At 45.2% G+C, this 24,871-nt stretch carries 26 protein-coding genes; 18 read left to right on the top strand and 8 right to left on the bottom strand.

Annotated elements, in window-relative coordinates:
- Positions 1 to 23 precede the first annotated feature (23 nt).
- On the top strand, positions 24 to 647 hold the full coding sequence (gene rsmD / locus E0Z06_RS03010) for a 16S rRNA (guanine(966)-N(2))-methyltransferase RsmD (protein WP_132581770.1): 624 nt from the start codon (positions 24 to 26) through the stop codon (positions 645 to 647).
- Between the two features lie 48 nt (positions 648 to 695).
- On the opposite strand, the gene E0Z06_RS03005 is transcribed toward rsmD, so the two are convergent.
- The gene (locus E0Z06_RS03005; RefSeq protein ID WP_132581768.1) at positions 696 to 1,307 is read right to left on the bottom strand and encodes a YjaG family protein; all 612 of its coding nucleotides are present in this window, start codon (positions 1,305 to 1,307) and stop codon (positions 696 to 698) included.
- A 125-nt stretch (positions 1,308 to 1,432) separates the two neighbouring features.
- On the bottom strand, positions 1,433 to 2,728 hold the full coding sequence (locus tag E0Z06_RS03000; RefSeq protein ID WP_132581766.1) for a hypothetical protein: 1,296 nt from the start codon (positions 2,726 to 2,728) through the stop codon (positions 1,433 to 1,435).
- A gap of 461 nt (positions 2,729 to 3,189) precedes the next feature.
- On the opposite strand from E0Z06_RS03000, the gene E0Z06_RS02995 reads away from it, so the two are divergent.
- Positions 3,190 to 3,780, top strand: coding sequence for a DUF4136 domain-containing protein (locus tag E0Z06_RS02995; RefSeq protein WP_132581764.1), 591 nt, complete (start codon positions 3,190 to 3,192; stop codon positions 3,778 to 3,780).
- 12 nt (positions 3,781 to 3,792) lie between these two features.
- Here the strand turns inward: E0Z06_RS02995 and E0Z06_RS02990 are convergent, their stop codons facing one another.
- The gene (locus E0Z06_RS02990) at positions 3,793 to 4,383 is read right to left on the bottom strand and encodes a DUF3833 domain-containing protein (protein ID WP_132581762.1); all 591 of its coding nucleotides are present in this window, start codon (positions 4,381 to 4,383) and stop codon (positions 3,793 to 3,795) included.
- A gap of 151 nt (positions 4,384 to 4,534) precedes the next feature.
- Here E0Z06_RS02990 and E0Z06_RS02985 point away from each other — a divergent pair, with 151 nt between their 5' ends.
- From E0Z06_RS02985 to E0Z06_RS02970, 4 genes are all read left to right on the top strand, one after another.
- Positions 4,535 to 5,167 (top strand): 2OG-Fe(II) oxygenase, encoded by a 633-nt coding sequence (locus tag E0Z06_RS02985; protein WP_132581760.1) that lies wholly within the window; start codon positions 4,535 to 4,537, stop codon positions 5,165 to 5,167.
- 10 nt (positions 5,168 to 5,177) lie between these two features.
- Positions 5,178 to 5,564: a hypothetical protein gene (locus tag E0Z06_RS02980; RefSeq protein ID WP_132581758.1), complete on the top strand. Its 387-nt coding sequence runs from the start codon at positions 5,178 to 5,180 to the stop codon at positions 5,562 to 5,564.
- 65 nt (positions 5,565 to 5,629) lie between these two features.
- Complete coding sequence (locus tag E0Z06_RS02975) at positions 5,630 to 7,015, top strand: efflux RND transporter periplasmic adaptor subunit (RefSeq protein ID WP_132581756.1); 1,386 nt, start codon at positions 5,630 to 5,632, stop codon at positions 7,013 to 7,015.
- Between the two features lie 10 nt (positions 7,016 to 7,025).
- Positions 7,026 to 10,136, top strand: coding sequence for a CusA/CzcA family heavy metal efflux RND transporter (locus tag E0Z06_RS02970; RefSeq protein WP_132581754.1), 3,111 nt, complete (start codon positions 7,026 to 7,028; stop codon positions 10,134 to 10,136).
- A 64-nt stretch (positions 10,137 to 10,200) separates the two neighbouring features.
- Here E0Z06_RS02970 and E0Z06_RS02965 read toward each other — a convergent pair whose 3' ends face one another.
- From E0Z06_RS02965 to E0Z06_RS02955, 3 genes are read right to left on the bottom strand one after another with little or no spacing between them, the layout of a single operon-like run.
- Positions 10,201 to 10,641: a DUF192 domain-containing protein gene (locus tag E0Z06_RS02965; protein WP_132581752.1), complete on the bottom strand. Its 441-nt coding sequence runs from the start codon at positions 10,639 to 10,641 to the stop codon at positions 10,201 to 10,203.
- A gap of 6 nt (positions 10,642 to 10,647) precedes the next feature.
- On the bottom strand, positions 10,648 to 11,520 hold the full coding sequence (gene ubiA, locus E0Z06_RS02960; protein WP_132581750.1) for a 4-hydroxybenzoate octaprenyltransferase: 873 nt from the start codon (positions 11,518 to 11,520) through the stop codon (positions 10,648 to 10,650).
- Complete coding sequence (locus E0Z06_RS02955; protein WP_132581748.1) at positions 11,517 to 12,047, bottom strand: chorismate lyase; 531 nt, start codon at positions 12,045 to 12,047, stop codon at positions 11,517 to 11,519. The genes ubiA and E0Z06_RS02955 overlap by 4 nt, the downstream gene beginning before the upstream one ends.
- Before the next feature lie 177 nt (positions 12,048 to 12,224).
- Between E0Z06_RS02955 and E0Z06_RS02950 the strand changes: the two genes are divergently transcribed.
- Positions 12,225 to 12,635: a flagellar basal body-associated protein FliL gene (locus E0Z06_RS02950; RefSeq protein WP_132581746.1), complete on the top strand. Its 411-nt coding sequence runs from the start codon at positions 12,225 to 12,227 to the stop codon at positions 12,633 to 12,635.
- A 14-nt stretch (positions 12,636 to 12,649) separates the two neighbouring features.
- Here E0Z06_RS02950 and glpG read toward each other — a convergent pair whose 3' ends face one another.
- Both glpG and glpE read right to left on the bottom strand, forming a co-directional pair.
- Positions 12,650 to 13,477, bottom strand: a complete 828-nt coding sequence (gene glpG, locus E0Z06_RS02945; protein ID WP_132581744.1) for a rhomboid family intramembrane serine protease GlpG — start codon at positions 13,475 to 13,477, stop codon at positions 12,650 to 12,652.
- The gene (gene glpE, locus E0Z06_RS02940) at positions 13,464 to 13,790 is read right to left on the bottom strand and encodes a thiosulfate sulfurtransferase GlpE (protein ID WP_132581742.1); all 327 of its coding nucleotides are present in this window, start codon (positions 13,788 to 13,790) and stop codon (positions 13,464 to 13,466) included. Before glpE ends, glpG begins: the two co-directional genes overlap by 14 nt.
- A gap of 174 nt (positions 13,791 to 13,964) precedes the next feature.
- Here glpE and E0Z06_RS02935 point away from each other — a divergent pair, with 174 nt between their 5' ends.
- From E0Z06_RS02935 to E0Z06_RS02885, 11 genes are all read left to right on the top strand, one after another.
- The gene (locus E0Z06_RS02935) at positions 13,965 to 14,555 is read left to right on the top strand and encodes a LemA family protein (protein ID WP_132581740.1); all 591 of its coding nucleotides are present in this window, start codon (positions 13,965 to 13,967) and stop codon (positions 14,553 to 14,555) included.
- 20 nt (positions 14,556 to 14,575) lie between these two features.
- Positions 14,576 to 16,432 carry a M48 family metallopeptidase gene (locus E0Z06_RS02930; RefSeq protein WP_132581738.1) on the top strand — a complete coding sequence of 619 codons (1,857 nt, stop codon included), beginning with the start codon at positions 14,576 to 14,578 and terminating at the stop codon, positions 16,430 to 16,432.
- Positions 16,433 to 16,548: 116 nt separating this feature from the next.
- A complete protein-coding gene (locus tag E0Z06_RS02925) occupies positions 16,549 to 17,013 on the top strand; it encodes a hypothetical protein (protein ID WP_132581736.1) in 465 nt (154 codons plus the stop codon).
- Between the two features lie 86 nt (positions 17,014 to 17,099).
- Complete coding sequence (locus E0Z06_RS02920) at positions 17,100 to 17,972, top strand: HDOD domain-containing protein (RefSeq protein WP_132581734.1); 873 nt, start codon at positions 17,100 to 17,102, stop codon at positions 17,970 to 17,972.
- Between the two features lie 47 nt (positions 17,973 to 18,019).
- On the top strand, positions 18,020 to 18,973 hold the full coding sequence (dusC, locus tag E0Z06_RS02915; RefSeq protein ID WP_132581732.1) for a tRNA dihydrouridine(16) synthase DusC: 954 nt from the start codon (positions 18,020 to 18,022) through the stop codon (positions 18,971 to 18,973).
- A gap of 128 nt (positions 18,974 to 19,101) precedes the next feature.
- Positions 19,102 to 20,229: an NAD(P) transhydrogenase subunit alpha gene (locus E0Z06_RS02910; protein ID WP_132581730.1), complete on the top strand. Its 1,128-nt coding sequence runs from the start codon at positions 19,102 to 19,104 to the stop codon at positions 20,227 to 20,229.
- Positions 20,230 to 20,254: 25 nt separating this feature from the next.
- Positions 20,255 to 20,569, top strand: coding sequence for an NAD(P) transhydrogenase subunit alpha (locus E0Z06_RS02905; RefSeq protein WP_132581728.1), 315 nt, complete (start codon positions 20,255 to 20,257; stop codon positions 20,567 to 20,569).
- A 3-nt stretch (positions 20,570 to 20,572) separates the two neighbouring features.
- Positions 20,573 to 21,991 (top strand): NAD(P)(+) transhydrogenase (Re/Si-specific) subunit beta, encoded by a 1,419-nt coding sequence (locus E0Z06_RS02900; protein ID WP_132581726.1) that lies wholly within the window; start codon positions 20,573 to 20,575, stop codon positions 21,989 to 21,991.
- Between the two features lie 78 nt (positions 21,992 to 22,069).
- A complete protein-coding gene (locus E0Z06_RS02895; protein ID WP_132581724.1) occupies positions 22,070 to 22,543 on the top strand; it encodes a MarR family transcriptional regulator in 474 nt (157 codons plus the stop codon).
- On the top strand, positions 22,530 to 23,600 hold the full coding sequence (locus tag E0Z06_RS02890; protein ID WP_132581722.1) for an HlyD family secretion protein: 1,071 nt from the start codon (positions 22,530 to 22,532) through the stop codon (positions 23,598 to 23,600). Before E0Z06_RS02895 ends, E0Z06_RS02890 begins: the two co-directional genes overlap by 14 nt.
- 34 nt (positions 23,601 to 23,634) lie before the next feature.
- On the top strand, positions 23,635 to 24,663 hold the full coding sequence (locus E0Z06_RS02885) for a DUF2955 domain-containing protein (protein ID WP_132581720.1): 1,029 nt from the start codon (positions 23,635 to 23,637) through the stop codon (positions 24,661 to 24,663).
- The last annotated feature ends 208 nt before the right edge of the window (positions 24,664 to 24,871 follow it).

Here is a 24,871-nt window from a genome sequence, read left to right as displayed (position 1 = left end):
GTGTTAAAGGCAAAACGGATTAGATGAAACAGGTAAAAAGCAGAGCAAAAAACTCGCCCAACAAAGCTAATAAACTAGCTGCCGTTAGCGGTGCACCTGGCGAAGTAAGAGTTATTAGCGGTAAATGGCGTGGTCGTAAATTAGCGGTCTTAGATGCTGACGGCTTACGGCCCACTAGCGATAGAGTTAAAGAGACGCTATTTAACTGGTTAATGCATGATATAGACGGTGCTAATGTGCTTGATTGCTTTTCTGGTAGCGGCAGTTTAGCGATAGAAGCGTTGTCACGTTATGCCAGCCACGCCACCTTAATTGAGCGCGAGCTGCCGCTAGCGAAAAACCTGACTAAAAACTTAACCTTGCTAAAATGCGATAACGCCCATGTCGTAAATAAAGACTGCTTAAGCTGGTTAGCAAGCACAGCAACCCAACAATACAACCTAGTGTTTATTGACCCGCCATTTCGCAAAGATCTAGCCATTAACTGCTGCCAAGCATTAGAAAAAAATCATTGGTTAACAGAAAACGCGCTAATTTATTTAGAAACCGAGAAAGAGCTTAAAGTAGCAGAACTGCCGGTAAACTGGCGTTTACTAAAAGAAAAAATTGCTGGTCAACTAGCGTATCGCCTGTACCAGCGCAGCTAACCATCATGCGTAAATTGATAGGTTAGCCTAGGTTCTAATCCGCACTTATTAACTAGAGCTAAGTTCCATACCTAAATTGGTTAGTCCTTGCTCTTTTACCCAGTTTTGCAACTGCTGACGTTCTTCACGACCAAATTGCTTTAACGGTGTTACCAGCGCAATTAACTCAGCAAAACAGTCCATTTCATATTGCATTAATGGATGATCGCGCACAATTTTTTTCAACTCAGCTTCAGTAGTAATATCATCATCAATACTCTCGTGCTCTATTAAACGCGCGACTGTTGCTTGAGAAATTTTCGCCACATTAATAAATTCACTGGCGTCTTGCTGCGCTATACCACTTAACATCATGTCCAATGCTGTAGCACAGTCAACTGCGGGGTACACACCAAAGATATCAAAATTAGTTACTTCTGGTGTTACTTGATCCAACTCATCAGATAATTTTTCAAAGTTAATTTTAACTTTTTTTACCGTTAGCCACTCCCATACCAAGGTAAGAATATGGCGCGTTAATTGGGCATCACCCGTTTGCGTTACTTCGGCAAACAACTCGTAATTTGGCAACATCCGCTCTAGCAAGGTTGCAGCGATAGCGGCTTGCTGATAAAAACTCAGTTCGCGCATTACTTGAAAATTATTGGCTTTTTGTTTCATTTTTGTCCTGAAGGCATAGGCTGTAACGATGAAAACAGTTACAGCCTTAATGCGCTACAGTAGTAATACTGCTGCGTGCACTAAGGCTGTAATTATTACGAATGGGTAGCAAGTACCTATTAAATTTAGCTGATTACTTTCAGCTGTTTTTGCGCATATTCAAACTTAAGTTTGAATTCCATCAAGCGCTCTTCCATATCTTGAATTTGCAACTGATGCGCTTCCTGCTGCTGTTGTAGTTCAATACGCAGGGTACGGATCAGCTCGCGGCTACTATCGGCTTCTTGTTGTTGCTTTTGCTCAGCGGCATATTGACGGTTCTGCGCATGTTCAAGTTGGCCTTCTAGTTTTTGCTGTTTATTCTGACTATTTTGGCTTTGTTCAGTTAAATTAACATAGTCAGCTTGCAGACGAGTAAGCTCAGAGCCTAAATTACTTGCCTCATTTTGCGTTAGCGCTAATTGCTGATCCGCTGCATCAAGTTGCTGCTGCGCTTCTGCAACTTGCTGCTGTAACTGCTCGACTTGTGCTTGATGCTGCTCAGATACCGACGCAACCTGTTGCTGTAATTGCTGAATTTTTTGTTGCTGTAGTTCATGCGTTTTTTTACGGTCATACACTTCTTGCTGCAACTGCACCATCGCCTGCTGCCGTTCCTGCTGTGCAAGCTCTACTTGTGCAAAATGCTGCTGCTCTTCAGCAAAAGCTTTGGTTTGTTCTACTAATTGCTGTTGCAGGTGCTCAAGCTGTTGTTCATATTTGGCTTGTAGAGCATTAATTTGCTGTACTTGGCTTTGTTGCTGCTCAACGGCAAGCTTAAGCTCTGTTTTACTTTGTTGCACCACCAGTTTCATTTCATGCAGGGCAGCTTTAGCTTGCTCGGCGTCGGCCTCGGCGCCAGCTATTTGCTGCTGAAGTTGGCTAACACGCTGCTCAGCTTGTTGCAGTTTGTGTTCTGTATCAGCATTACTACTTCCAGACTGTTGCACTTGCTTTAAATGTTGCTGCAAATGTTCAAGCTGCATAGCGTGTTCAGAACGGTCTTGTAGTGAATCTGTCAATTTTTGTTTGACGGTTTCTAACTCTTCGCTAGCGCTTTGATATTGCTGACGTAACTTGATTAGCTCTTGATTATCGACGCCATTAACAGATGCTGTCGAATCTAGCTGCAGCTTAGTTTGCTGCCAATCTTTAAATAATTTTTGATAGGCCTGCTCTTGTTCAAGCAAGCGCTGTTGCCACTGCTTTTGGCTATCAGCAATTACCGTAGTAGCAAAATGTTGCAACTGTTGTTGCTGCGCATTTAATAGCTGGCTAGAAAAATCGACTAAACTGGCCTCTAACTGCTGCTGTGCAGTTTGCGTCAAGTCGGCAATAACCTGTTGTTCATTTTTATTGTTGTTTTGGTTCACTGCATTCATTATCAGCTCTCGCTATACTCCAGTAGTATTTGTATTTTTAATCAACAAACACAACATCATCAGTTTGGTATATCAACAGCCTTTACCTTAGCAGTATTTCAGGTTGTCGCATACTATGCTGTTATCTAGTTTAATATGAGTTGCAAGCTATAGCTAACGCTATTTATATCAAGATAGGGGTTAGGCTTATATAGTTAATTTTCAATTTAAATCATAAGCTTAATTTATTTAGCACGGTTTGGGTCAGCTAATTTATCGTCTCAACTGGGCCGTTAGCCAAGGCAAAACGTACTCTGTATTATCTATATTGCAACTTAGTTATATTTAACATTAGAGAACTTATTAGCTAAATAAGCTGTCCAAATGTTAAGCTGGCTTTAAGCAATACATGGCTAAACTCATCTGGTTGTACTATTTATTGGCAAAGATGCCGTTACCAGATCACGCATAGGAATATCTATATGCTACGCAAAAACATTAAATATCTACTCATTGCATGTACTGCCGCAACAAGTTTGCTGCTTGCTAGTTGTGCAAGTGGACCAAGTGTACGCACAGATACCGCCGCTAATACTAATTTTTCCGGCTATAAAACCTTTAGTTTTATGGCTGAACCGGCAACCGACAGTGCTGGCTATACCTCTTTGATAACACAGCACTTTAAAGATGCTATTAATAACGAAATGACAGCGTTGGGTTATAAATATAGTGAAACTAACGCTGATTTGATCATTAACTTTAACTCCAATGTCGAAAACCGTACTGAGGTGCGCTCTACGCCATCGGCAAGCATTAACTATGGCTATTATAATTATCGCCGCGGTATCTATGCTGGTTTTCCAATTTTTGCTAACGACGTTGACACTATTCACTATAAGCACGGTACGGTAAATATTGATGTTATAGACTCGGTGAAAAAGCAGCTCGTTTGGGAAGGCATTTCAGAAGGCACATTGAAAAACTCTGATTTAAAACAGCCTAAACAAGCTATTGCCAAAGTAGTCGGTTTAATATTTCAACAGTACCCTACTCAACCGACGGCTAAGCCGTAAAACTCAAGCCATTTATTCGGCTTGAGTACGTACCAGTTGAACAATTTTTTCCTGTAACGCCGCACAGTCGGCGTTTTTATTTTGCTGCTGAATAGATAACGTGAGTTCACCGACATTCAAACCAAACTTATGCAAGGTACTCCGGTTAATTAAATTTTCATTATCAATAAGATACATCCAGTCTTTAACCTTTACATCTAAGGTGTCGCCGTTATAAGGAATGCGCAATGTGTATTGCCAATACAAGGCGTTACCCGCTAGTTGCCCAGTCGCTTTACCCACAACATCGCCAGCAGTGCCCGTTACTGTGCCATCCGCGGCTTGTTGCAACTGCCAGTGTCGTTGCTCAACGCGCCCGTCACTAAAATGAAATAGCTCGTACAAGTTGCCGTTGTTTTCTTGCCAGCTTCCGCACAGTTCCGCGCTAAATCGCACGCTTTGTTTGCCCTGCCAGTTGTGTAATACACCCCAAGCTTTACTTTCACCTTGAAAAAATTCGCTTAACTTCAATACTGGCGTTTCGTTGTTATAGTCAGATACTGACTGACTACATCCGGTCAGTAGCGCTAATAACATTGTGGTATAAAGATATTTTTGCTGCATAAATCCTCCGTTAGTAAATAGGATTACGTAACTTCGCTAACTTTAGTCTAGAAGTAAGCGAAATAAACTATTATCACAACATAATAAAATCCGCTTTGTTACCATGAGTTTTTCAGCGACAATAGCGCTGTTTACTTTATTGAGCACGGCTATGCACTCTGCGGTTTTACTCAACGACCAGCTTAATTTCGATGCAATTATTGCCGCGTTTTATCAGCACGGTTGGGTTTGGTTACCTAACTTTTTACAGCCACAATTAAATGCCGACTTGTTGCATGAAGCTCAATTTGATGCAGAGCTAACGCCGGCGGGTATTGGCCGAAAAAACGACCATCAACTTAACAAGCAAATTCGCCGCGATGCAACCCAGTGGTTTAATGGGCGTAGCGCAGCACAACAAGCCTATTTGCAATTAATGGCACAACTACAACAAGCATTTAATCGACGCTGCTTTTTAGGCTTATTTGATTTTGAATGTCATTTCGCTCGTTATCGTCAAGGCGATTATTACCAAAAGCATATTGATGCCTTTAGCGGTCGCTCTAACCGAGTGCTTACTACAGTCAGTTATCTAAACTCGGTGACAGCAGGTGGTGAACTGGCACTATACAATGAACATAACGTGTTAATAGATAAGTTATTACCCACCGCAGGCAGCCTAGTGTTATTTGAAAGCGAGCGTTTTCCACATGAAGTTTTGCCAGCTATAGACACCCGCTACAGTATTGCCGGTTGGTTTCGTAAAAACACGAGTATTAACGGCATAGTAGATCCGGCAAGCTAAAGCGTTTATTATGATCAGCATGCGCACCCTACTCAGTTATGTATTGCTATTTGCCTTAACGCTATCCGGTCTTACCGGCACGGCGCAACTAGCCCATGCTCATAACTCGGTAAATACGGTACTTGAACAGCAACCACACACCATCAGTGTAGCCAGTGCAGGGCATTGTCATAACGACCCAGTAGTGGTAACTGCTGACACCGACCACAGTTGTTGCAATCAAGATCAGCATCAATGCAAGGGTGATTGCTGCGCTAAGCATTGTGCGTCATCAGGTGCTTTGCTTGGTACTGAGCTTTTTTGTTATCTACGCCCGACCAATGTTATTACGCAATACTCACCCAGCCTACCCTTAATGCTATTTGCGGATGATCCGCCACCACCTATAAATGTCTAAATTAGTTAAATTTACGTTACTTGTGCTTTAGCACAGCGTTTTTTTTATTTAATTTGAGGCATTTTATGCGCATCTATTTTTTGATGGGCCTGTTATTACAGGTAGCTTTTTCGTTATCCGCGCAACAGCATAATGAACACGAGCATCAACACCAAAGTCATACGTCAGCAGTAACCGCGCCTGCGGTTAACCACAGCAAGGCACAAAGCCTTTATGTCTGCCCTATGCACCCAGAAGTACAACAAGATAAGCCGGGTAGCTGCCCGATTTGCGGTATGCACTTAGTCGAAAAAACCAGTCATACCGAGCATGACGCTAGTCATACGAAACATGAAGCGACTCCCACCGACGCAAAAACTATTTTTGCTTGCCCTATGCACCCGCAAATTCAACAAGATAAACCGGGTAGCTGCCCGATTTGCGGTATGCACTTAGTTGAAAAGCAACGGCAAAGTGAGCCGAGTGTTAATGTCTCTGGCGCAATACAACAAGCACTAGCGATACGAGTTGCAACCGTGAAAACCCGCACCTTGGAGCGCATTATTGATAGCTTTGCTCAGGTACAATATCCAGAAGATGCTATTTATCATAGCCATATACGTGCGGAAGGTTGGATAGAGCAACTTTATGTTCGTACACTTGGCCAACAAGTTAAAGCGGGCGATAAGTTATTTAGCTATTACGCGCCCGATCTCTTGGTTGCTCAAGATGACTACCTGCAAGCATTGTCCGTTAGCGCGCAAAATGGCGAGCGTAGCGCTAGTTTAGTGAAACGTGCACAAACCCGTTTGCGTTTACTGGGGTTAGCCGAAAAAGATATTCAGCAATTACAACAAACTAAACAAAGCCAATACCATATCACAGCCTATGCACAGCAAGACGGCGTAATTACCATGTTAAACGTGCGTGACGGCATGTTTATTCGCCCCAGCGACACGCTAATGGAAATAACTCAGCTCGACCGAGTTTGGCTTGTTGCCGATGTACCAGAAGCACAACAACGCATGTTAGCAACAGGTATGGCGGCCGAAGTCGATATACCTGCGCAGCACCAAAACGCAATTAAAACTAAGGTAGATTTTATTTATCCTGCACTCGATGTACAAAGTCGCAGTAGCAAAGTACGCATGAGCGCAAATAACCGCGCCAAACTATTTCAACCCAATATGCTGTTGCCAGTAAGGCTATACGGTACGCCCTTAACCGACGTATTAACCGTACCGCGCGAAGCGGTGTTGTTATCAGACAAAGCAAGTCGCGTTATTATTAAGCACGACGACAACTTTAGCGTACGCACCATTACCACCGGCTATCATGCCCAAGATTACGTTGAGGTATTGTCTGGTTTAATGCCCGATGAGCAAATTGTGGTATCAGGCCAATTCTTACTCGATGCAGAAGCCAGCTTAAGCCAGTTACCTGTTAGCAGCGCCAGCGCGCATCAGCATTAGGAGCGCTTAAATGATAAAGGCTATTATTCGTTGGTCGGTGCAAAACCCGTTATTAGTGCTACTTTCTACCCTCGCTTTGGCGCTGTTCGGTTACCAAGCCAGCCAGCAAATAAAGCTTGATGCCCTACCCGATTTATCTGATGTACAGGTAATTATAAAAGCCAGTTATCCTGGGCAAACGCCAGAAACGATTGAGCAACAACTAAGTTACCCACTATCTAGTGCACTGTTAGCCGTACCGAAAGCCAAAGCGGTACGCAGCTTTTCTATGCCAAACGATAGCTATCTCTACGTTATTTTTGAAGATGGCACCGACCCATACTGGGCAAGATCTCGGGTGCTAGAATATCTACAAACCGTTAATTTACCCAGCGGTGCTAAGGTATCACTTGGCCCAGATGCCAGCGGTGTAGGCTGGATTTTTCAATATGCATTACAAGATAAAACTGGCAAACAATCGCTAGAACAACTTACTAGTTTGCAGCAGTTTTATTTACAACCTGAACTACAAAGTGTTGCCGGTGTGGCCGAAGTGGCCAGTATTGGTGGCATGAAAAAAACCTATCAGTTGCAATTAGAGCCTCGTTTAATGCGTGCGTTTAATGTCACCTTAGCGCAAATTATTAATGCCATCAGTCAACACAACCAGCAACAGGGCGGTGGCATTATTGAAGTGGCCGAAACCGAAATTTTAGTGCAGGCCGGTGGCTATATTCAGACGTTAGCGGATCTGGCAGCCGTGCCTCTGGGCGTGCGAAATAGTGCAGATTACCCATTAACACTAGCCGATGTAGGTACAGTACAAAGCGTGCCGGCAGCACGGCGCGGCATTGCTGAGCTTAACGGTGAAGGTGAAGTTATTGGCGGCGTTATTGTGATGCGTCATGGCGAAAATGCGCTAACCACGATTAATGCAGTAAAGGACAAAATAACTCAGCTGCAAGCCGGCTTACCGCAGGGCGTTGAGTTTGTTGTGGTGTATGACCGCTCTGAGCTTATTCATCATACCGTAGATAATCTGAGCTCTAAGCTGCTAGAAGAAATGGCGGTCGTTGCACTTATTTGCTTGGTATTTTTACTACATGCGCGCTCAGCGCTAGTTGCCGTAATTAGCCTACCATTGGCATTGTTAGCCAGCATTTTGTTAATGCAGTTATTAGGCGTTAGCGCCAACGTAATGAGCTTAGGCGGCATTGCTATTGCTATTGGCGCTTTAGTCGATGCCGCTATTGTTATGGTTGAACATGGCCATAAAAAGCTCGAGCAAGCTAGAGAGCAAGGCCAAACGCTAACCAAGCTACAGTTTCGGCAAACCATTACTAGCGCTTGCACTGATGTAGGCCCAGCGCTGTTCTTTTCGCTGTTAATTATTACCGTTAGTTTTATGCCAGTATTTTTGCTAGAGGCGCAAGAAGGCCGATTATTTGCGCCATTGGCTTATACTAAAACCTTTGCCATGGCCGCCGCAGCCGTGTTAGCTATAACCTTAATTCCGGTGTTAATGTTGTATCTATTACGCGGCAAGATACCGTCCGAGCGCAGTAACCCGCTAAGCCGCAGCTTAATTGCGCTATACCGCCCGTTGCTAAGTATAAGCCTACGCTTTCCTAAGCTACTTATTTTATTATCGCTTATTGCACTTGCGTCAAGCGCGCTACCTTGGCAGCGCTTGTCTAGCGAATTTATGCCAGCCTTTGCTGAGGGCGATTTACTCTATATGCCAACAACGTTACCGGGATTAAGCCCAGCAACGGCTGCGCGCTTACTACAACAAACCGATAGACTAATTAAAACCGTGCCAGAAGTCGCGGCAGTATTGGGCAAAAGCGGCCGCGCCGACACCGCGACCGATCCGGCGCCGCTTACTATGTTTGAAACCAGTATTAAGCTAAAACCACAAAGCGAATGGCGTGAGGGTTACAGCCTAAACGATATTATTGCCGACCTCGATCACGCCGTGCAAATACCTGGGCTGACCAACGCTTGGCTTCCGCCGATAAAAACCCGTATTGATATGCTATCTACCGGCATTCGTACACCCGTGGGGGTAAGAGTTAGTGGCCCAGATTTAACGACAATTTCTGCTGTTGCTCAACAGTTAGAAGCCGCAATAAAGCCTCTTGCAGGCAGCCGTTCAGTGTTTGCCGAACGCCCTGATGCTGGTTTGTATTTAACCATCACACCAAAACTCGATCAGCTAGGGCGCTATAATTTAACCCTAACCGAGCTACAACAATATGTTGCCTTTGCTATTGGTGGCGCACCCGTTGCGCAAAGTATTCAAGGCCGTGAACGTTATGACATTAGCCTGCGCTTTCCTCGTGATAGCCGCAGCCATCCGGATGACATCGCAAAGTTGCCGCTGCAAACCTCTGATGGGGCCTATATCTTACTCGAGCAGGTTGCTACGGTTAAAGTGGAAACTGGCCCAGTAATGATCCGCTCTGAAAATGCACGTTTAACCACTTGGCTATATATTGATTTACTGCCTGATACCGAACTTGGCCACTACCTTAACGAACTTGAAACTCTGTTGGCACAACAGCAGTTTCCAACCCAAGTCAGTGTTAGCTTAGGTGGTCAATATGAATACATGCAGCGAGTTACAGCGCGTTTGCAACATTTAGTGCCATTTGCCTTACTCCTTATCGTATTTTTGCTTTACCTCACCTTTCGCCGTTTTAGCGACGTGATACTGGTGCTTATTTCACTACCCTTCGCGCTAAGTGGCAGCCTATGGTTACTCTATTTGCTCGATTATCAACTCTCGGTAGCGGTAGCGGTAGGGTTAATTGCTCTAGGCGGCGTGGCTGCTGAATTTGCCGTCGTTATGCTACTGTACTTAAAACGCGCGGTAGAAGAGCTTAAGCCACAAAATAGGCAGCAACTCTGGCAGGCGATTATGCAAGGAGCCGTGCAGCGGGTAAGGCCAAAAGCCATGACCGTATTAACGATAATAGTCAGCCTATTACCCATCATGTTTGGTAGTGGCGCCGGTAATGAGGTTATGCAGCGAATTGCCGCGCCTATGCTCGGCGGGATGTTAGCCGCACCTTTAGTCTCAATGTTATTAATGCCGGTGTTGTATTATCTGCTGTTACAACGCAAATTAACAAAGTAAAATTATAGCCTTGACCCGAGCTAGAATTGTAACTCGGGTCAAGGCTTAAGCGTAAAACGCCACGCTAAGGATTAGGATTAGGATTAAAACGTACTTTGTGTCCCAGCATTACCCCGTGTTTGGCAAACCAGCCACGCGGCATTTCTAATGCAGCAATAATGGCGCCAGGCGATGGCACTGGTGTTTCATCATAGGGGTCCAGTTGCACGAGCTGCACAATACTCCAGTCTGGGCCAATGTAAGCTACATCTAGTGCTAGCGCCGTATTAGCCATCCACAACGAAATAGCTCTTGGCTTTGGATATAACAAAAACATGCCCGGTTCAGCAGTTTGTTGAAACATAAGGCCTTGAGCACGTTTTTCATCAGTATCGGCCAGCTGTACCTGTATATGTTGTGTGCCTATTTGTAGCGGCACTACGCTAAATTCGGCTAATTGCTGTTCACTTACGGCACAGGCAAACAATGGCAGCAATAAAACTAAACTGGTTAAAAATCGCGTCATCTTTACTTATCCTTGAACGAGATAGCTTAGCGCTATGCCAGCAAAAATTAGCATACCCACATAGTGGTTATGTAAAAAGGCAGCAAAGGCGCCCTGCCGGCTTTTTTTGGCTAAGCGATGCTGATAAACAAAACAGCCCAGCGCCGCAACTAGGCTTAAATAATATAGCCAATGCAACTGTGCCAAATAACCTGCAGCAAGCAATAACAACAAACTACTGAATTGCAGTAACGCAATAATAGGTAACACATAACGGCCAAATAAAATGGCCGTAGATTTAATACCTACTTTAACATCGTCCGGCAGGTCAACTAACGCGTAATAGGTATCATACGCCACTGTCCACAGTAAGTTGGCGAAATAAAGCAACCATAACACAGGAGGCAAGTGTAACTGAATCGCCATAAAGGCCATGGGCATCCCCCAGCTAAAAGCTGCTCCTAGCACTACTTGCGGTAACTGGGTATAACGTTTCATAAAAGGGTACGCTGCAGCAAGCAGCACCGCGACCAAAGATAACAGTACCGTTTGCCAGTTAAGAAACACCAACAAACTGGCACTTAATAACAGTAGTAAGGTGAATAGCTGCAAGGCTTCAGTTGTACTTACCACACCGCTGGCTAACGGTCGATGCTGGGTACGCTCTACGGCACCATCCCAATGTCGATCAGCATAATCATTAATCACACAGCCGGCAGCGCGCATTAGCACTACGCCTAGTGTAAACACTAATAAGAAATGTAACTGTGGTGCGCCTTCTGACGCAAACCACAAGGCCCACCAGGTTGGCCACAATAATAAATAAGTGCCAATCGGTTTTTCTAAGCGCATTAGCTGCAAATAGTAACGCCAGTGTGACGCAGTTAGTGCTAATTTCATCGTACTAACCTAGCCAAATTCGCCATTGCCGGCAAAAAGGCTTCTGCTACTAGTAAGGGCTGATTTTCTAACTGAAACACCGAACGTCTTACATAACAGGTACTTGCTAAATTTAATTGTGCGAATTCAATCGCTAATGTGGTTGCTTCTATTGGCCCACGACGGAGGCTTTGATGTTGGAAAATATATTCACCCAACGGCCGTTCACCTAAACTGGCTAGTGGCCGCAGTGTATTAATAGTTTGCTCAGGTAGCCAACTTTGAGCGTAGACACAAGGCTGGTTATCGCACCACAAAATAACCTCACGTACCTGTGCTTGCTTGGTATTAGGTAACAGCGGCTGTAAAAAATTAGGCAACGCTACCGGCCGCTCTTGCAATACCTGCACACGAAACTCGCTACAATGCTGCTTTAACCGTGCGGTCAACGAGGCCGGTTCTAAAACCCAAGCCGCTAAGGTTGCTGGTAACACAGCTTTGTTAGCGTCCTGCCAACTACTATCAAGTGAAATAAAGGGTATGCTCACAACAATAATTCTGTGCAAAAAAATCTAGCGCCATCATAACAACTTCAGCAAGTTTTTTCAGCTATAGCAAACGCAGAAAAACCCCTTACCGCAGCCAAGCTTAACTGGTAAAATACTTGGCTTAGCGCTATGGTTAGCGTGCTGCCTACCCTTTTTTACCAACTAAAAGTGATACTTATGATAAAACGTTTGCTGCTTTCACTGCTGTTATCAGCGCCGTTATTACTGGTGTCTTTGCCGTCAGCTGGGCAAGAAACGCCCAAAGAAATTGTTTATTACGGCTTCGACCCAGACATCGTTACTAACTATATATCGGGTAATCGTCGCAGCTTGGGTTATATTCGCGTTACGGTAGAATTAATGCTTGAAGACAAAGCGTTTTTACCAGCGATAGAACATCATGAACCACTAATCTTAGATATTATTATTGGCATGTTCACCAAACAGCCGGAGGATAAAATTAAATCACTTACCGGCCGTGAAGAAATACGCATGGCTATGCTACAAAAGCTGCAAGAAACCATGAAAAAAGAAGCGGGTGAACCCATGATCAGAGATATTTTATTTACTAAATACCTCTATCAATAATTCAGCCTGACAACTTATATCACTTTACGCCCTGGCTGATTGCGCAATAGCCAGGCCCAAGCCACGCCTGCAAGTAAGCCACCTAAATGTGCCCAGTTTGCCATGCTAACCCAAAGTATGTCGAAAAAGCCTAGCACTAACCACAACAGCATAAAGCCGGCTAAGCCTGAACTAATATTAATGCCCTGCGCAGGGTTAAGCCGCCCTGTCAGCCAAAAGTAACCAAATAGCCCGTATACCACTCCCGACAGACCACCAAAATGCGGACCCACCATAAAATACTGTGCCGCGTTTGACACCAGCGCAACCGATAGAGCGATGTTCAACAACATCAGACCGCCTAAGCGTGACTCTAATTGCCGGCCTAAATATAACCACCAGGCTAAATTAAACACTAAATGGGTAGGATCAAAATGCAATAACATTGGTGTAAACCAACGCCATAGCTGGCTGGGTTTGTCTAATTGCAATAACGCACTAACACTAGGCCAGTCTATCTGTTGCCAGATATAAACCAGTACACATAGCGCTATCACGAACAAGGTTATTGGCGCTTGTTGCCAAACGTTAAGTAAATTAAACGCTGGCAGCGCCTTGCCCTGCACCACTTTAGGCTGGCTTAATTGCCAAGCGGCTGCTTGATAGCGCGCATCGGAAGGCTGCGCTATAAAACGTTGAAACTCTATTTCAACCTGAGCAAGCTGTTCGGGTGCGACATAAAGCTCGGCAAAATTAGGCTGCTTTACAACCGCACTCACATCTAGCCCATTGGCGTTGCAATAATCAGCAAACAATTGTGCGGCCTGCGCAGAATTTAACTCAGCAAATTTATGCACGGTCATCACTCACAAAAGGTTGCTGTGTGCGCCAACTTTCAAAGCCCCCGTCTAGGCTAAATACCTGCTCAAAGCCTTGCTGCACTAAATACTGCGCCGCCCCTTGGCTAGAGTTACCGTGATAACATACCACGACCACAGGTTGGTCAAACTCAAACTGCTGCATAAAGCTATTAAGGCTGCCATTAGTAAGATGATAAGCCCCCTCGATATGGCCTGTGTTATAACTTTGTTCATCACGAATATCGGCAACCACTACCTTACCTGCAGCCAATAACTCTGCTGTTTGCATTACCGAAATATGTTGAAACTCGCTCATATAAACCCCTTAATTCATTGCCTTTATAATACCGCAGCCAACCTGAATTACCAACGCTAGGACAGCAAACACTAATTATCATACTTTAGTGCTGTTTCACCGAATAAAGACTAGACAGAGTTTAAACTATTGTTAACAATGATTAGCAATATTACCCCATTTATCGGAGTCATCATGACCGGCTTAATTATCCTCGTTATCCTCGTTGCACTAGTGTTCTGGGTTATTAGCATTTTTAACGCATTAGTAAAATTAAAAAATCGTTTTCAAAATGCCTTTGCGCAAATTGAAGTACAACTTAAGCGCCGCTATGACCTGATCCCTAATTTAGTTGAAACTGCCAAAGCCTATATGGCACATGAGCGCGACACGTTAGAAGCGGTAATTAATGCACGTAATGCGGCATTAGCCGGCTTGAAAGTTGCCGCAAATAACCCTGGTGATGCAGGTGCTATATCGCAGTTAGCCAGTGCCGAAGGAGCATTACAAGGCGCAATGAGCCGCTTAAACGTGGTAATGGAAGCCTATCCAGATTTAAAAGCTAATCAAAATATGATGCAGCTATCGGAAGAGTTAACCAGCACAGAAAACCGCGTGGCTTTTGCACGCCAAGCCTTTAACGATGCGGTTACCGAATACAATAGCTACAAACAGAGTTTTCCGCCGGTTATTTTTGCCGCCAGCTTTGGCCATGCCGCCGATGCGAAATTACTTGAGTTTGCTGACAGCGCCGCTATTCAAGCTGCGCCAAAAGTTAGCTTTTAATCGCTAACGCCGGTTAATAAATGAGCAGTAACTTTTTTGCCCAACAAGACTTAGCGCGGCGCAATACGCGCATTCTTATTGCGCTGTTTTCGCTAGCTGTATTGCTGCTGATACTGCTAACTAATGTTATTGCTGTGATAGCGCTAGGCTTTGTTGATACAGAACACTTTTCCGACAGCCGTAATTGGCAGCATTTACCTTGGGACTTATTCCTGCTAATAACCACTGTGGTCATTGCTGGTGTCAGCGTGGCGGTGCTAGTGAAGTGGCTACAGCTAAAAGCCGGCGGCAAGGTCGTTGCCGAATCCTTAGGTGGCGTTAGGTTAGCCCCCGACAGCCAAGATCCCTTGCAGCGACGTTTATTAAATATTGTTGAAGAAGTTGCACTAGCCGCGAACACGCCCGTGCCACTAGTGTATGTATTACCGGAGCAAGGCATAAATGCGTTTGCCGCAGGCTATAGCCCTGCCGATGCGGTAATTGGCGTTACTCAAGGTTGTTTGCAACAGCTAAATCGCGATGAATTACAGGGGGTAATTGCCCATGAATTCAGCCATATTTTAAATGGCGATATGCGGATGAACATTCGCCTTATCGCTATTTTAAATGGCATTTTATTTGTTGGTCATATTGGCTATTACATTTTACGTGGCAGCAGCCATAACCGGGTAATGCGCAGCAGTAGCCGTTCTGGTAACAATAAAAATGGCGCGGGTGGTATCGTACTTTTAGCCGTTGGCTTGGTGGCCGTTGGCTACCTTGGCTCATTTTTTGGCAATCTAATTAAAGCAGCCGTCAGCCGACAACGCGAGTATTTAGCTGACGCTAGCGCAGTGCAATTTACTCGCAACCCGCGCGGCATTGCTGGCGCGCTAAAAATTATTGGCAGCTCTAGTAATGGTAGTAAAATTACCAATCAAAATGCTGATGAAAACAGCCACTTATTTTTTGGTAATGCGGTTAGCCACTGGCTATCACTATTTGCGACCCACCCGCCATTAGCTACCCGGATTAAACGCTTAGAACCACAATGGAATGGTAAGTTTCCGACACCGCGCCCGGCACAAACAGGCACTGAACCTAATTTAGTTGACGAGCAAACAACCGACAATAGTGGTCAGAAAAAGAGTAATGCCGAACGGTTACAGCAAGCCTTGCCGTTGTTATTGCTGCATAGCAGTCGGCAACCCGAACCAGCTCAAGCGCTCGTTTGCTGCCTAATACTGCACAACGACGATACTGTCCGTGCGACACAGTTACAGCAGATTAAACAACTCGGTTCTATTGAATTATTACAACAGGTCGACCAACTGTGCGACAGCGTTGATGCCTTAGACACCTTACAACAAGTTCAACTGCTGCAACGCGTGATCCCCGCACTTAAAATGTTGTCAAAAACCCAGTTTAGCCAATTTAATGCTTTGTTAGAGGCGCTTTTAACAGCTAGCAGCCAACCAACCTTAGCGGCGTGGCTGAGCAGCCAGTTTATAAAACACAGTGTTGCGGTGTACTTTGACAACGAAAAAATAGCTCGTCGTTATTCTAACCAAGATTTAGCGCAACACAGTGACAGCGTATTAGCCTTACTAAGCTTAGTTAGTAGTACCGCCGGTGATACCGACAAACAACAACAAGCTTGGCAAGCCGCGATTGCCAGCTTACCTTTTAGCGTTACAGCGTCACGCCCAACCGACATATTTGCCTGCTTAAACACACAGCTGCCAGCACTATTGGCATTAGCACCACAGCAAAAGCAACAATTATGGCAAGCCATTGATGCCTGCGTCCGTGCCGATGGCTTGTTAGAAATGCAAGAACAAGCTTTATTATTGGCTTTGGCTTTATTGCTAGAAATACCCTATCAAGCACAAACCTAACTTTAAGCACTAATAGCGCCCATTTACCAACAACTTAGTAGCATTTACCGTTGCAGCTTTAGCATTGGCGCAAATTCAGGTAGAATTAGCGGCCACTTTTTCAGCAGGAGCCAGTCATGACCGAAGATCGCTTTTTTTTGTTGTACGATACCTCATTCGACGACATGGACGCTGAGGGCAGCCCTGGTTTTGGCTATGTGTTACTGTTTAGCAGCGAAGATGTTGAACAATATCAGATGGGCGAAAACCCAGCTTGCGCTGCGGTATCTATGCTGTTTACCGATCATTCAGATGGCAGCATTAGCGGTGACTTATTAGGCTGGGCACATTTAGATGCAGAAATTTTTCAAGAATTTCCGCTTGGCCACTTTTTATTGCTCATGGAACAAGCCGCTCAAGTTGCAATTAATGCTTATCGTCAAGTTGGCCATGTACCTGATCGTTTAGTTGCCCAGCATTTAGATGATGAAGAACTGATCCAGTTTGATGTGCAGTTTAATGACTTACAATTAAACGAGCAGCAAAGTGAGCAACAATTTGCGCAACAGCTCATGTCAGGTCGCCCCTACCTCGACTCTTAAGCACATAGCCGTCATAATGACGCAGAATTATTTACCATGCCGGCTTTTGCTAGCGTGTTGTTATGCGGTTTATTACGGAGAGCTTCATGGCACAGGCCATTGACATGTCAGCAATTGAACAGGCGCTAAATGGTTTTACCATACCGCCACAGCCAGAAATATTGCTGCATATTCAGCAGCAACTCGACGCTCCAGAACCCAACATTAAGCGTATTGCTACACTAATTAATCTAGATATCGGCATCGCTGGCTTTACGTTAAAAGTGGTAAATTCCGCGTTTTTTGGCTTACGTCAAAAAATCACATCGGTTGAGCACGCCTGTAAATTTTTAGGTGTCAGCCGCGTGTTAAAGTTGGTGCGCAGTGTACTGATACGCTTTACGTTATCCGACGGTAAAGACGATAAATTTAGCCTAAAGCTCTGGGCAACAGCATTGCAAACCGGTAATACTGCCATGACGCTGGCAAAGCATTTCAACTTCTCGCAGGCTATACAGGACGATTGTTATAGCTTAGGGTTATTCCACAATGCCGGTATTGCACTAATTCAGCAACAGGCTGCTAATTATGAGCAACTGATGCAGCAGGGCTTAGTTGCCCAGTATGGTTACAGCGAAATAGAAGAACAGCATTTTCACACCTGCCATGAAGTACTCGGCTATTTAATTGCAGAGTCTTGGGGCTTAACCACAGAGCTATGCAATGTGATTGCCTACCATCATAGCCCAGCGTTAATCCTTGAATCAGACAGTCTGATCGAACGACAATTATTTGCTTTGTTAAAGCTGGCAGAACACTTTACTGGCGAAAGCCGACAACTATTTAATTTAAACTTAGACCCTGAATGGGAGCAGCACAACAGCACCATACTTGAGGTGTTAGAAATTGAACTGCTGCAGTTGCCCGAGCTTGCTGAGTTACTGCATCGGCAGCAAATCAATACCATTTATAAAGTTTAAGCCTTGCCTGTTCAGTTAGCTCGCATCCATTATATTACCCGTCGTCGATGAATATTATTCTAGCGCCAATGGAAGGTGTGGTCGATCACCTAATGCGTGACATGCTAACGCGGATTGGTGGATACGATTTATGTATTACCGAATTTATTCGTATCGTCGATCAAAAGTTGCCTGCGCGGGTATTTACACGAATATGTCCAGAGTTATTAACTGCTGGCAAAACCGCTGCTGGCACACCCGTGCGTATTCAGTTACTTGGCCAAGAACCACACTGGCTAGCAGAAAATGCGGTGCGGGCAGTGGAATTAGGCTCGCCCGGTGTCGATTTAAATTTTGGCTGCCCCGCCAAAGCCGTCAATAAAAGCCGCGGCGGCGCCGTATTATTAAAGGAAACCGAGCAGTTATACCAGATTGTTAAAGCCGTACGTGATGCCGTGCCAGCACAATTTCCAGTTAGCGCCAAAATTCGCCTTGGCTATGATGATACAAGCCTAACCTTAGATAACGCATCAGCGATAGCCGCTGCGGGCGCCAGCATGCTGACCGTACACGCCAGAACTAAAAGCGATGGCTATCGGCCGCCGGCCTACTGGCCTTGGATCGCGAAAATAAAACAACAGGTTGCTATCCCGCTAATTGCCAACGGTGAAATTTGGACCGCCAGCGATGCCAAGTTGTGCCAGCAACAATCTAATTGCCAAGATATTATGCTCGGCCGTGGCGCCTTAGCGATGCCGAATTTAGCGCAAACGATCCGCAATAACACTGCCGCTATGCCTTGGCCGCAAGTATTAACCCTGTTGATGCAATATTCTGAATTTGAAATTGCTGGCGATAAAGGCCAATACTATGCCAATCGCATTAAACAATGGTTTAGTTATTTAAAACTGCAGTATCCGGCAGCAGCAGAGTTATTTTGGCAATTACGGGTGCTGCGTAAAAGCTCGGATATTTTAGCCGCGCTACAACACGCTTTAGACAACCTTACCAGTCCGCATTAACCCGCTATTTTTTGTCACGAAACTTTGCCATATCAGCGACAAAAATAGTTGATATCATTTTCGCTACAGTAACAAGTCTGTCAATAAAGACTATACTCCTCAAACAGTTATATTAAGGAGTATAAAATATGCCCATTAAGGTCGCCGTGCTATTGGAGCGCAGGCCAGACGAGAAACGCGTTGCCATGGTGCCGGCTGTAGCAGAAAAGCTCAGCAAGCTTGGCTGTGATATTTGTATTTTTAGTGGCGCAGGTCTTAATAGTAAATTACCAGACAGCGCTTATAGCACAGTTAGCTTTGCCCACAGCGACAGCGAACTACTCAGCGATGCCGCCATTGTGCTTGCCGTGCAGCCACCTACGCTAGAACAAGTTAACTTACTGCAACCCGGCACCATTTTACTCAGTTTTATTTATGCCCATAAAGAGCCTGAACTCACCCGTTTACTGCGCGATAAAAACATCACCTGCTTTGCCATGGAGCAGGTACCTCGCATTAGCCGAGCCCAAGCCATGGACGCCCTGTCTTCTCAAGCGGCATTAGCCGGCTATTATGCTGCATTACTCGGCGCCACTAAGCTCGCGCGTATTTTACCCATGATGACCACAGCAGTCGGCTCTATTCGTCCGGCACGCTGTTTAGTTATGGGGCTAGGTGTCGCTGGCTTACAAGCTCTAGCTACCGCTAGACGCTTAGGCGCTATCACAGAAGGGTACGACGTACGCCCTGAAACTAAAGAACAAGCCGAATCACTTGGGGCAAAATTTGTTGATACCGGCGTCGATGCTCGTGGCGAAGGCGGTTATGCTCGCGAGCTAACTGCTGACGAAAAAGAAAAAATTGCCAGCGTGGTAACTCGGCATATTCAACAGGCCGATATTGTTATTACCACTGCAGCTATTCCTGGTCGGCCATCGCCCAAGCTAATTAGTAAAGCACAGGTAGACGGCATGAAACTCGGTGCCGTAATTATTGATCTTGCCGCCGAAGGCGGTGGAAATTGTGAATACAGCCAACCTGGCAAAACTATTGAGCAAGGCCAAATAACTATAGCTGCACCGTTTAACGTGCCGTCAATGCTGGCCGAGCATGCTTCAGAACTCTACGCCAAAAACCTGCTTAACTTACTACAACTGATGATTATCAATAACGCCATTAATTTAAATTGGGACGATGAAGTTTTAGCAAAAACCGTACTTACCCATAACGGCGAGATTAAACCTGCAGCGGTAAAAACCGCTTTAGAACAACAGTAATGCACCAGCTATTTAGGAAATAATCATGGATTACACCACTACGGTTTTATCCGGCTTTGTCGCGCTGTATATTTTTATGCTCGCTGCTTTTGCTGGTTTTGAGATTATCGGCCGTGTGCCAGCTATCTTACACACCCCGCTAATGTCGGGTTCTAACTTTATTCACGGCATTGTCGTAGTCGGCGCACTATGGGCGCTGCTTAATGCTACCAGCTTACCCGAACAAATAATTGGTTTTGTTGGCGTATTGTTGGGCGCTGGCAATGCTGCTGGCGGCTATGTGGTAACAGAGCGCATGCTACAAATGTTTAAGCCATCTGGCAAAAAGGTGAAGGAGTAAGCAATGAATGCAGCGTTGTTAATTGATGCAAGTTACTTTATTGCCGCATTTCTATTTATTTACGGCCTAAAACGCATGTCATCACCGGTTACGGCTCGTTCAGGCATTGTGGTTGCCGGTAGCGGCATGGTGTTAGCTGTGCTGGCAAGTTTTCTTTATACCCTAGATGTTAATCCAGCGGCACAACCCCATTTAACTACCAATATTAGCCTTGCTGTTATCGCCCTAGTATTAGGCTTAGGTTGGGCTTGGCGCAGCGGTAAAAAAGTGGCTATGACCGAAATGCCTCAAATGGTGGCATTATATAACGGAATGGGTGGCGGCGCGGCAGCGGCCATTGCTGCCATCGAACTTATTGGCTACAAAACTCACGGCAGCATTTCCTTAACTTTGGCCATACTGGGTGGCGTTATTGGTGCAGTGTCGTTATCAGGTTCGCTAATCGCTTGGGCAAAACTAGATGGGCGCATTAGTAAAACCCTGCGTTTTTCTGGCTTACAAGCGGTTAACGGCAGCCTATTGCTTATATTATTAGCGCTAGGCGCATATATGGTATCGCAAGGTGGCGCAGTGGCAATGACGGTATTTATTGCTTTTTTTGTCGTCGCACTTATTTATGGCGTAATGATGACCATGCCCATTGGCGGCGCTGATATGCCGGTGGTAATTTCGTTATACAATGCCTTTACTGGTTTGGCGGTGGGCTTTGAAGGCTATGTGCTTAACAACCCCGCACTGATGATCGCCGGTATGGTCGTTGGCTCCGCCGGTTCGCTATTAACCTTATTAATGGCAAAAGCCATGAACCGCTCGGTTGCCAATGTGTTGTTTTCTAACTTTGGCGCCAACGGTGATGAGGAACAAGGCGAAATAGCGGGTAGCCAAAAACCCGTTGATGCCGCAGATGCGGGTATCAATATGCGCTATGCCAGCAAGGTAATTATTGCGCCGGGTTACGGTTTGGCGGTAGCACAAGCCCAACATAAACTTTATGAACTGGTAAAGCTGCTGCAAGACGCGGGCGTAGACGTAAAATTTGCTATTCACCCGGTAGCTGGCCGTATGCCGGGCCATATGAACGTATTATTGGCTGAAGCCGGCGTGCCTTACGATATTATTTTTGACATGGAAGACATTAACGCCGAGTTTAAAGAAGCCGATGTCGCTATTGTTATTGGCGCTAACGACACCGTAAACCCAGCCGCGCGCAGTAATAAAAGCTCGCCTATTTACGGCATGCCCATTTTAAACGTAGATCAAGCAAAGCAAGTTTACGTGGTTAAACGCGGCCAAGGTAAAGGCTATTCTGGCGTAGAAAACGCACTGTTTTATGCCGACAACACCCAGATGGTGTATGGCGATGCGCAAAAAGTAATGGTTGCCATGGTGCAAGCCATTAAATCGTTAGGCGAGTCTCACTAAACTTTCTAACAAAAAAATATTTACTTAGCGTGCTAATCAATTACAATTGTTAGCATGCTAAGTAAAATAGTTAATTGTATGGCCCACCTCACTACTGAATTATCACTTGCCGAACGCTTAGGGCGTTTACATCGCCTATGGCGCACAGTGGCCGACGCCGAATTAATTCCGCTGGGTTTAACCCATCCGCGCTGGACAGCGCTGTGGAAAATTAGCCAACTAGGCGATGGCGTAAGCCAAAAGGTATTAGCTGATGCGCTAGAAATTGAGCTAGCTTCGTTAATGCGTACTTTAAACCAGTTAGAACAGCAGCAGTTTATTATTCGCCGCAGCTGTACTAACGACAAACGCGCGCGGGTAGTTAGCCTAACCGATGCCGGCGTAGAGATATTAAAACAAATGGAAACTCATATAGTCAGGGTACGCGGCGAATTATTAGCCAGCGTTAACGAGCAGGAACTAACAGAATTTAGCCGCGTACTCGCGGTTATTACCGACAACGCATTAACTAAACTCGCCAACAACACGGTACGCTGTAATGAAAAACGCTAGAACTCCCGATCAACAATTTGCCAGATTAGTGAAATTATCTAGCCTGTTATTTGTGCTGCTATTTGGTTACTTTATGTTTGCCGATGCCACTATTCCACTAACACCGCAAGCTATGGTTACCAGAACGGTTACCAAGGTAACGCCTCAGATCAGCGGTAAAGTTAGCCTTGTCGCGGTAAAAAACAACCAAAGGGTACAGCAAGGAGAGCTGCTATTTGTTATTGATGCTGCGCCTTATCAACTTGCCGTTGCTCAAGCCAAATTAGCGCTAGAACAAGCAAAACAAGATAACACCGAACTTGATGCCGCTTTACATGCCGCCGCCGCAGAAGTTGAGGCCAGTAGTGCCATGGCTGAGCAACAACAGATTATTGCTAAACGCCTAAATACTTTATATCTAACCCGCGGAGTGTCACAGCAACTAACTGACCAAGCGAATAGTGATGCCTTAGCCGCTGAGGCAAATTTACTGGCAGCTAAAGCGCGTTTAGAGAAACTTAAGGTTAATCGCGGCACCTTAGGTGATGACAATTTAAAACTACGCCAAGCACAAAATCATTTGCAGCAGGCTGAGCTGAATCTTGCTTATACCCGCATTAGTGCCGATCACCAGGGTATTGTCACCAACTTACAGCTAGACGCCGGTAGTTTTGCTGCTACAGGCCAGCCATTATTAGCTTTAGTATCCGATGAGATTGATATTATTGCTGACTTTAGAGAGAAAAGTTTACGCGGCATTAACCCAGGCTATCAGGCAATGATTAGCTTTGATGCCGAACCCGGCAAACTATATGCTGCAACCGTTACCTCTATTGACGCCGGTGTAAGTGCGGGGCAATTTGATGCTAACGCACGTTTGGCCGCACCACAAGAGTCAGAGCGCTGGGTGCGCGATGCTCAACGCCTGCGCTTACATCTGCAGCTGCAACACACGCCCAGTGACACCTTAGCCGCCGGTGCTCGCGCCACCGTGCAGCTAGTGCCAGATAACCCGGTACTAGGCTTTTTTGCCAAGCTACAAATTAAAGCCATTAGCATTTTACATTATATTTATTAAACCATAGCCCCCCTTTATGCATAGGCCAAGTTAGATGTTATTACGCCATAGCCCATTAAGCGCCAACGACTTACGCCAATGCTTGCGCATTGCTACCGGCGCCAGTATTGGTTTTATGATTTGTAAATTATTAAATTTACCCTATGGTGTATTTTTCACCGTAACACCCATGTTACTCCTTGGCTTAGTACCCGTAATGAACGGCCATGCTATGCGGCAATTATTAGCATCAGCCGCGATGACCGGAGTTGAGGTTGGCATTATCGGTGGGCTATTTGGTGGCCACCCGGCATTAATGCTACCGATAGTGTTTGGCCTATTCTTATACCGCTTTATCGCTATGTCTAAAGGTAGCTTATTTTTATTTGGCGCCAATGGCGTAATCAGCCTAAGTATTATGCTGCACTTTGCTAGCTACCCTGGCTCGGATATCAATGCGCTTATTTTTAGTAACTTCTGGGCTACGATACTAGCAGGCGTTATCGCCTATGTAATGACCGCAATTTGGCCTGATGTCGCACCACGGCAATCGCCAGAAAAAGTCGACAAATCCGCTAATCGTATGCGCCATGAAGCGCTATTAGGTACTCTAATTGCCACGGCGTCTTTCATTTTCTTCCAAGTTTTTGATTTACGGGATTCGATGTCAGCGCAGGCCACCACCCTACTGTTGCTGTTCCCAATGCACTGGAATGGTGCACTAGGCTACGCGCGTAAACGGGCCATTGGCACCTTATTAGGGGTAACCTTTGGCGTGCTAATACAAGTGGTTTTATATAATTGGTATGGCTTGTTAATACTGATCGCACCCTTGTTTTGGTTGGGCGTATTACTGTTTGCTCAGGTGCATGTAAAAGAAGCCAGTGGCTCGGGGGTCGGGTTTGGTGCTATGACAACCTTAGGTATTTTATTTGGCCAATACTTAACGCCAACCAATGATCTTATTTACAGTGCGCTATACCGTTTTAGCAGCATAGCTGTTGCCATTATCGCAACATTATTAATGTGTTACATCGTACACCGCTTATTAAATCGTTTTGCTGCAACTCGTTTTGGTAGCTAAAAGTAAGTTAAGCCATTATTTTTTTATCAATAGACGCGACATTTTTTATTCATTTACGACTTTACCCAGCGCTGAAACAGCGTTTTGATATTCAGCTGATATATTGCTGATTTTTATTTCTCATCTCAGTTATTTGTTTGGCATTCCGCTACAGTTGCTGTGAATGCAAAGCTAAAGAATTAAACAAATAATTAACCTTATTAAGGAA

This window comes from Rheinheimera sp. D18 (assembly GCF_004345025.1).
Classification (GTDB): Bacteria; Pseudomonadota; Gammaproteobacteria; order Enterobacterales; family Alteromonadaceae; genus Alishewanella; species Alishewanella metallidurans.
Note: the sequence above shows the minus strand (reverse complement) of the source record. Positions and strands in the feature narration are given on the sequence as shown.

Bases quoted from the DNA above. Each gene is read 5' to 3' on its own strand.
- rsmD (WP_132581770.1), top strand. From the start codon at position 24: ATGAAACAGGTAAAAAGCAGAGCAAAAAACTCGCCCAACAAAGCTAAT.
- E0Z06_RS03005 (WP_132581768.1), bottom strand. From the start codon at position 1,307: ATGAAACAAAAAGCCAATAATTTTCAAGTAATGCGCGAACTGAGTTTT.
- E0Z06_RS03000 (WP_132581766.1), bottom strand. From the start codon at position 2,728: ATGAATGCAGTGAACCAAAACAACAATAAAAATGAACAACAGGTTATT.
- E0Z06_RS02995 (WP_132581764.1), top strand. From the start codon at position 3,190: ATGCTACGCAAAAACATTAAATATCTACTCATTGCATGTACTGCCGCA.
- E0Z06_RS02990 (WP_132581762.1), bottom strand. From the start codon at position 4,383: ATGCAGCAAAAATATCTTTATACCACAATGTTATTAGCGCTACTGACC.
- E0Z06_RS02985 (WP_132581760.1), top strand. From the start codon at position 4,535: ATGCACTCTGCGGTTTTACTCAACGACCAGCTTAATTTCGATGCAATT.
- E0Z06_RS02980 (WP_132581758.1), top strand. From the start codon at position 5,178: ATGATCAGCATGCGCACCCTACTCAGTTATGTATTGCTATTTGCCTTA.
- E0Z06_RS02975 (WP_132581756.1), top strand. From the start codon at position 5,630: ATGCGCATCTATTTTTTGATGGGCCTGTTATTACAGGTAGCTTTTTCG.
- E0Z06_RS02970 (WP_132581754.1), top strand. From the start codon at position 7,026: ATGATAAAGGCTATTATTCGTTGGTCGGTGCAAAACCCGTTATTAGTG.
- E0Z06_RS02965 (WP_132581752.1), bottom strand. From the start codon at position 10,641: ATGACGCGATTTTTAACCAGTTTAGTTTTATTGCTGCCATTGTTTGCC.
- ubiA (WP_132581750.1), bottom strand. From the start codon at position 11,520: ATGAAATTAGCACTAACTGCGTCACACTGGCGTTACTATTTGCAGCTA.
- E0Z06_RS02950 (WP_132581746.1), top strand. From the start codon at position 12,225: ATGATAAAACGTTTGCTGCTTTCACTGCTGTTATCAGCGCCGTTATTA.
- glpG (WP_132581744.1), bottom strand. From the start codon at position 13,477: ATGACCGTGCATAAATTTGCTGAGTTAAATTCTGCGCAGGCCGCACAA.
- glpE (WP_132581742.1), bottom strand. From the start codon at position 13,790: ATGAGCGAGTTTCAACATATTTCGGTAATGCAAACAGCAGAGTTATTG.
- E0Z06_RS02935 (WP_132581740.1), top strand. From the start codon at position 13,965: ATGACCGGCTTAATTATCCTCGTTATCCTCGTTGCACTAGTGTTCTGG.
- E0Z06_RS02930 (WP_132581738.1), top strand. From the start codon at position 14,576: ATGAGCAGTAACTTTTTTGCCCAACAAGACTTAGCGCGGCGCAATACG.
- E0Z06_RS02925 (WP_132581736.1), top strand. From the start codon at position 16,549: ATGACCGAAGATCGCTTTTTTTTGTTGTACGATACCTCATTCGACGAC.
- E0Z06_RS02920 (WP_132581734.1), top strand. From the start codon at position 17,100: ATGGCACAGGCCATTGACATGTCAGCAATTGAACAGGCGCTAAATGGT.
- dusC (WP_132581732.1), top strand. From the start codon at position 18,020: ATGAATATTATTCTAGCGCCAATGGAAGGTGTGGTCGATCACCTAATG.
- E0Z06_RS02910 (WP_132581730.1), top strand. From the start codon at position 19,102: ATGCCCATTAAGGTCGCCGTGCTATTGGAGCGCAGGCCAGACGAGAAA.
- E0Z06_RS02905 (WP_132581728.1), top strand. From the start codon at position 20,255: ATGGATTACACCACTACGGTTTTATCCGGCTTTGTCGCGCTGTATATT.
- E0Z06_RS02900 (WP_132581726.1), top strand. From the start codon at position 20,573: ATGAATGCAGCGTTGTTAATTGATGCAAGTTACTTTATTGCCGCATTT.
- E0Z06_RS02895 (WP_132581724.1), top strand. From the start codon at position 22,070: ATGGCCCACCTCACTACTGAATTATCACTTGCCGAACGCTTAGGGCGT.
- E0Z06_RS02890 (WP_132581722.1), top strand. From the start codon at position 22,530: ATGAAAAACGCTAGAACTCCCGATCAACAATTTGCCAGATTAGTGAAA.
- E0Z06_RS02885 (WP_132581720.1), top strand. From the start codon at position 23,635: ATGTTATTACGCCATAGCCCATTAAGCGCCAACGACTTACGCCAATGC.